Origin of the sequence: Jiangella ureilytica (genome assembly GCF_004348545.1) — a bacterium.
Taxonomy (GTDB): domain Bacteria; phylum Actinomycetota; class Actinomycetes; order Jiangellales; family Jiangellaceae; genus Jiangella; species Jiangella ureilytica.
In genome coordinates this window covers 1-5,517 of the sequence record NZ_SMKL01000135.1, presented here as the reverse complement: position 1 = coordinate 5,517, position 5,517 = coordinate 1, and the positions used below count along the sequence as shown (strand labels likewise).

At 58.5% G+C, this 5,517-nt stretch carries 3 rRNA genes; all 3 read left to right on the top strand.

The window, feature by feature from the left end:
• Positions 1-204 precede the first annotated feature (204 nt).
• Positions 205-1,723, top strand: a 16S ribosomal RNA gene (locus E1212_RS28810).
• A gap of 396 nt (positions 1,724-2,119) precedes the next feature.
• Positions 2,120-5,232 (top strand): 23S ribosomal RNA (locus E1212_RS28805).
• A gap of 164 nt (positions 5,233-5,396) precedes the next feature.
• A 5S ribosomal RNA gene (gene rrf, locus E1212_RS28800) occupies positions 5,397-5,513 on the top strand.
• Together the 16S, 23S and 5S rRNA genes form the textbook arrangement of a ribosomal RNA operon.
• Positions 5,514-5,517 lie beyond the last annotated feature (4 nt).

The window sequence follows — 5,517 nt, the reverse complement described above, 5'->3', positions numbered from 1 at the left end:
CCGATTTTTGAGAACTCAACAGTGTGCCTGATGATGTTTTGTTGATGCCAATTGTTTGTGTCCTTGGGCTGGCACCTTTTGTGGTGTTGGTTTGGGGTTCCTTTGGTGATGCAGTCATCTCTTACCGGGGGTGGCTGTGTTGCTGGGGTTGAGTTTCTTCTGGTGATGGTTGATCCACCCCTTTTGTGGGTGATCGCATATTCATTGATGGAGAGTTTGATCCTGGCTCAGGACGAACGCTGGCGGCGTGCTTAACACATGCAAGTCGAGCGGAAAGGCCCTTCGGGGTACTCGAGCGGCGAACGGGTGAGTAACACGTGGGTAACCTGCCTTCAGCTCTGGGATAAGCCTGGGAAACTGGGTCTAATACCGGATATGACGCATGATCGCATGGTCGTGTGTGGAAAGTTTTTCGGCTGGAGATGGACTCGCGGCCTATCAGCTTGTTGGTGGGGTAGTGGCCTACCAAGGCGATGACGGGTAGCCGGCCTGAGAGGGCGACCGGCCACACTGGGACTGAGACACGGCCCAGACTCCTACGGGAGGCAGCAGTGGGGAATATTGCGCAATGGGCGAAAGCCTGACGCAGCAACGCCGCGTGAGGGATGACGGCCTTCGGGTTGTAAACCTCTTTCAGCGCTGACGAAGCCTTCGGGTGACGGTAGGCGCAGAAGAAGCACCGGCTAACTACGTGCCAGCAGCCGCGGTAATACGTAGGGTGCGAGCGTTGTCCGGAATTATTGGGCGTAAAGGGCTCGTAGGCGGTTTGTTGCGTCTGCTGTGAAAGCCCGGGGCTTAACCCCGGGTCTGCAGTGGATACGGGCAGGCTAGAGTCCGGCAGGGGAGACTGGAATTCCTGGTGTAGCGGTGGAATGCGCAGATATCAGGAGGAACACCGGTGGCGAAGGCGGGTCTCTGGGCCGGTACTGACGCTGAGGAGCGAAAGCGTGGGGAGCGAACAGGATTAGATACCCTGGTAGTCCACGCCGTAAACGTTGGGCGCTAGGTGTGGGTTCCCTTCCACGGGGTCCGTGCCGTAGCTAACGCATTAAGCGCCCCGCCTGGGGAGTACGGCCGCAAGGCTAAAACTCAAAGGAATTGACGGGGGCCCGCACAAGCGGCGGAGCATGCGGATTAATTCGATGCAACGCGAAGAACCTTACCTGGGTTTGACATACACGGAAATCCGGCAGAGATGTCGGGTCCTTCGGGGCTGTGTACAGGTGGTGCATGGCTGTCGTCAGCTCGTGTCGTGAGATGTTGGGTTAAGTCCCGCAACGAGCGCAACCCTCGTCCCATGTTGCCAGCACGTAATGGTGGGGACTCATGGGAGACTGCCGGGGTCAACTCGGAGGAAGGTGGGGATGACGTCAAGTCATCATGCCCCTTATGTCCAGGGCTTCACGCATGCTACAATGGCCGGTACAAAGGGCTGCGATACCGTGAGGTGGAGCGAATCCCAAAAAGCCGGTCTCAGTTCGGATCGGGGTCTGCAACTCGACCCCGTGAAGTTGGAGTCGCTAGTAATCGCAGATCAGCAACGCTGCGGTGAATACGTTCCCGGGCCTTGTACACACCGCCCGTCACGTCATGAAAGTCGGTAACACCCGAAGCCGGTGGCCTAACCCCTTGTGGGAGGGAGCTGTCGAAGGTGGGACTGGCGATTAGGACGAAGTCGTAACAAGGTAGCCGTACCGGAAGGTGCGGCTGGATCACCTCCTTTCTAAGGAGCATTCAGCACACCGTTGTGGCCCTGAAGGCCGGCGACGGTGGTTGACCATGCCACCGGCGAGTGTTCGGTGGGTGGTGTTGCTCATGGGTGGAACATCAACAAAACGATACCCGCGTGGTGTTGCCGGCCGTTTGGCTGGTGGTGCGTGGTGGGGCGAGTCATGGCACACTGTTGGGTCCTGAGGAATCGGGCCGCGCACACCCCATAGAGTTCGAGTGGCCTTTCGGGGTTGTTCTGGCTTGGTGGGGTGTTGTGGTGTCCGGGTTTCCTTTCAGGGCCGGCCTGCTTGAGATGGCGTCACGGGTGTTGGCGTGCATCAGGGTTTCGGGTCGGTGTCTGGTCGTTGTTTGAGAACTGTATAGTGGACGCGAGCATCTTCATCTTTGTGGTCAAGTTAGTAAGGGCACATGGTGGATGCCTTGGCACCAGGAGCCGATGAAGGACGTGGGAGCCTGCGATAATCCCTGGCGAGCTGGCAACCGAGCTATGACCCGGGGGTGTCCGAATGGGGAAACCCGGCGGCAGTCATGTGCCGTCACCGTCACCTGAACACATAGGGTGGTCGGAGGGAACGTGGGGAAGTGAAACATCTCAGTACCCACAGGAAGAGAAAACAACATGTGATTCCGTGAGTAGTGGCGAGCGAAAGCGGATGAGGCTAAACCGTGCGCGTGTGATAGCCGGCAGGCGTTGCGTGTGCGGGGTTGTGGGGTTGCGCTGACCGGGGACTGCCGTCTCCGGTCTGGAGTGATCAATCACTGGTGAAGTCGAAGGACTTGAGAGGTCCGGCGTAGAGGGTGTTACCCCCGTAGACGTAAGTCAGTGACTCCAGTGGCGTGATTCCCGAGTAGCACGGGGCCCGAGAAATCCCGTGTGAATCTGGCGGGACCACCCGTTAAGCCTAAATACTCCCTGGTGACCGATAGCGGACAAGTACCGTGAGGGAATGGTGAAAAGTACCCCGGGAGGGGAGTGAAATAGTACCTGAAACCATGTGCCTACAAGCCGTCAGAGCCGTTTGCCCTTCGGGGTTGGTGATGGCGTGCCTTTTGAAGAATGAGCCTGCGAGTTAGTGGTATGTGGCGAGGTTAACCCGTGTGGGGGAGCCGTAGCGAAAGCGAGTCCGAATAGGGCGTTTCAGTCGCATGCTCTAGACCCGAAGCGGAGTGATCTACCCATGGGCAGGGTGAAGCGGAGGTAAGACTTCGTGGAGGCCCGAACCGACCTACGTTGAAAAGTGGGCGGATGACCTGTGGGTAGGGGTGAAAGGCCAATCAAACTCCGTGATAGCTGGTTCTCCCCGAAATGCATTTAGGTGCAGCGTCGCGTGTTTCTTGCCGGAGGTAGAGCACTGGATGGCTGATGGGCCCTACAAGGTTACTGACGTCAGCCAAACTCCGAATGCCGGTAAGTGAGAGCGCGGCAGTGAGACTGCGGGCGATAAGGTTCGTAGTCGAGAGGGAAACAGCCCAGATCACCAGCTAAGGCCCCTAAGCGTGTGCTAAGTGGAAAAGGATGTGGAGTTGCGAAGACAACCAGGAGGTTGGCTTAGAAGCAGCCACCCTTGAAAGAGTGCGTAATAGCTCACTGGTCAAGTGATTCCGCGCCGACAATGTAGCGGGGCTCAAGCACACCGCCGAAGCTGTGACAATCACACAATCAACTAAGCCTTCGTGGTTCAGGTGTGTGGTTGGGTAGGGGAGCGTCGTGTGGCGGTTGAAGCGGCGGGGTGACCCAGTCGTGGACGCCACACGAGTGAGAATGCAGGCATGAGTAGCGAAAGACGGGTGAGAAACCCGTCCGCCGAATGACCAAGGGTTCCAGGGCCAGGCTAATCCGCCCTGGGTAAGTCGGGACCTAAGGCGAGGCCGACAGGCGTAGTCGATGGACAACGGGTTGATATTCCCGTACCGGTGATGGCGCGACCATGCCGAGCCCGGTGATGCTAACCACCCGAACCCGTCTGGACTCCTTCGGGAGTCCTGGTGGGGGAGCGTGGGACCCGAGCCGGTAGTAGGCAAGCGATGGGGTGACGCAGGAAGGTAGCCCAACCCGGGCGATGGTTGTCCCGGGGTAACAGTGCAGGGCCGTGGTAGGTAAATCCGCCACAGTAGCGCCCGAGGCTGGATGCCGAGCCGATTGCGGCGAAGTGGGTGATCCTATGCTGTCGAGAAAAGCCTCTAGCGAGTTCCATTGCCGCCCGTACCCCAAACCGACACAGGTGGTCAGGTAGAGAATACCAAGGCGATCGAGTGAACCGTGGTTAAGGAACTCGGCAAAATGCCCCCGTAACTTCGGGAGAAGGGGGGCCGGATACGTGAACGGACTTGCTCCGGGAGCGTTGAAGGCCGCAGAGACCAGGGGAAAGCGACTGTTTATTAAAAACACAGGTCCGTGCGAAGTCGCAAGACGATGTATACGGACTGACGCCTGCCCGGTGCTGGAACGTTAAGGGGACGAGTTAGCCTCACGGCGAAGCTCAGAACTTAAGCGCCAGTAAACGGCGGTGGTAACTATAACCATCCTAAGGTAGCGAAATTCCTTGTCGGGTAAGTTCCGACCTGCACGAATGGCGTAACGACTTTCCCACTGTCTCAACCACGGACTCGGCGAAATTGCACTACGAGTAAAGATGCTCGTTACCCGCAGCAGGACGGAAAGACCCCGGGACCTTTACTATAGCTTGGTATTGGTGTTCGGTTCGGCTTGTGTAGGATAGGTGGGAGACTGTGAAGCCGGCACGCCAGTGTCGGTGGAGTCAACGTTGAAATACCACTCTGGTCGTACTGGATATCTAACCTCGGTCCGTGATCCGGATCAGGGACAGTGCCTGGTGGGTAGTTTAACTGGGGCGGTTGCCTCCCAAAAGGTAACGGAGGCGCCCAAAGGTTCCCTCAGCCTGGTTGGCAATCAGGTGTCGAGTGCAAGTGCACAAGGGAGCTTGACTGTGAGACCGACAGGTCGAGCAGGTGCGAAAGCAGGGACTAGTGATCCGGCAGTGGCTTGTGGAAGCGCTGTCGCTCAACGGATAAAAGGTACCCCGGGGATAACAGGCTGATCCTGCCCAAGAGTCCATATCGACGGCATGGTTTGGCACCTCGATGTCGGCTCGTCGCATCCTGGGGCCGTAGCAGGTCCCAAGGGTTGGGCTGTTCGCCCATTAAAGCGGTACGCGAGCTGGGTTTAGAACGTCGTGAGACAGTTCGGTCCCTATCCGCTGCGGGCGCAGGAGACTTGAGAAGGGCTGTCCCTAGTACGAGAGGACCGGGACGGACGAACCTCTGGTGTGCCAGTTGTTCCGCCAGGAGCACCGCTGGTTGGCTACGTTCGGAAGGGATAACCGCTGAAAGCATCTAAGCGGGAAGCCTGCTTCAAGATGAGGTCTCCCACACGGTCGACGTGGTAAGGCCCCCAGCTAGACGACTGGGTTGATAGGCCGGACGTGGAAGCCCAGAAATGGGTGAAGCTGACCGGTACTAATAGGCCGAGGACTTGACCACACACACACCCCACCACACCCCCTTCCAAGGGGACTGGTGGGAGCTGCGAAGACAAACGCGTCCACTATACGGTTCCCAACCAACGAACGGGCACCACCCACCCAGCACCCACCCCACCCCGGGGTGCCGAGTGCGGGCAGGGCCGGTGACAACTCCATAGATGTGCCGGCGGTCATAGCGGCGGGGAAACGCCCGGACCCATTCCGAACCCGGAAGCTAAGCCCACCAGCGCCGATGGTACTGCCCTCTAGCGGGGGTGGGAGAGTAGGACACCGCCGGACACTT